This is a genomic window from Roseburia sp. OM04-10BH (assembly GCF_003462605.1).
GTDB classification, from domain to species: Bacteria; Bacillota; Clostridia; order Lachnospirales; family Lachnospiraceae; genus Roseburia_C; species Roseburia_C amylophila.
The window spans coordinates 394-629 of sequence record NZ_QTZI01000042.1; the positions used below are offsets into that span (position 1 = coordinate 394).

A 236-nucleotide genomic window follows, 5' to 3' on the forward strand; every position below is an offset into this window, starting at 1 on the left:
GATGCATCATATGCACTGATTGTAGCACTACTGCCACCTAACTGTCCACCAATAATACTACGAAGATAGCCTACCATCATATCGATGGGATACATATCTGCATGACTGTGTGCCTCTTCATATTCCCCTATCTGTGTGCGGACATTCTGCACTCCGGCAAGTGCATTATCAAAGCAACTTTCCATACAGGTTGTAGAAAATCTGCCCACATCAAGATAAGCAGACAGTTCTCTCTC

The 236-nt window shown here is 44.1% G+C and carries 1 protein-coding gene; it reads right to left on the minus strand.

The window, feature by feature from the left end; translation table 11 throughout:
- A partial coding sequence (locus DXB43_RS15230; RefSeq protein WP_199535106.1) for a hypothetical protein occupies positions 1-236 on the minus strand: 236 nt, incomplete at both ends.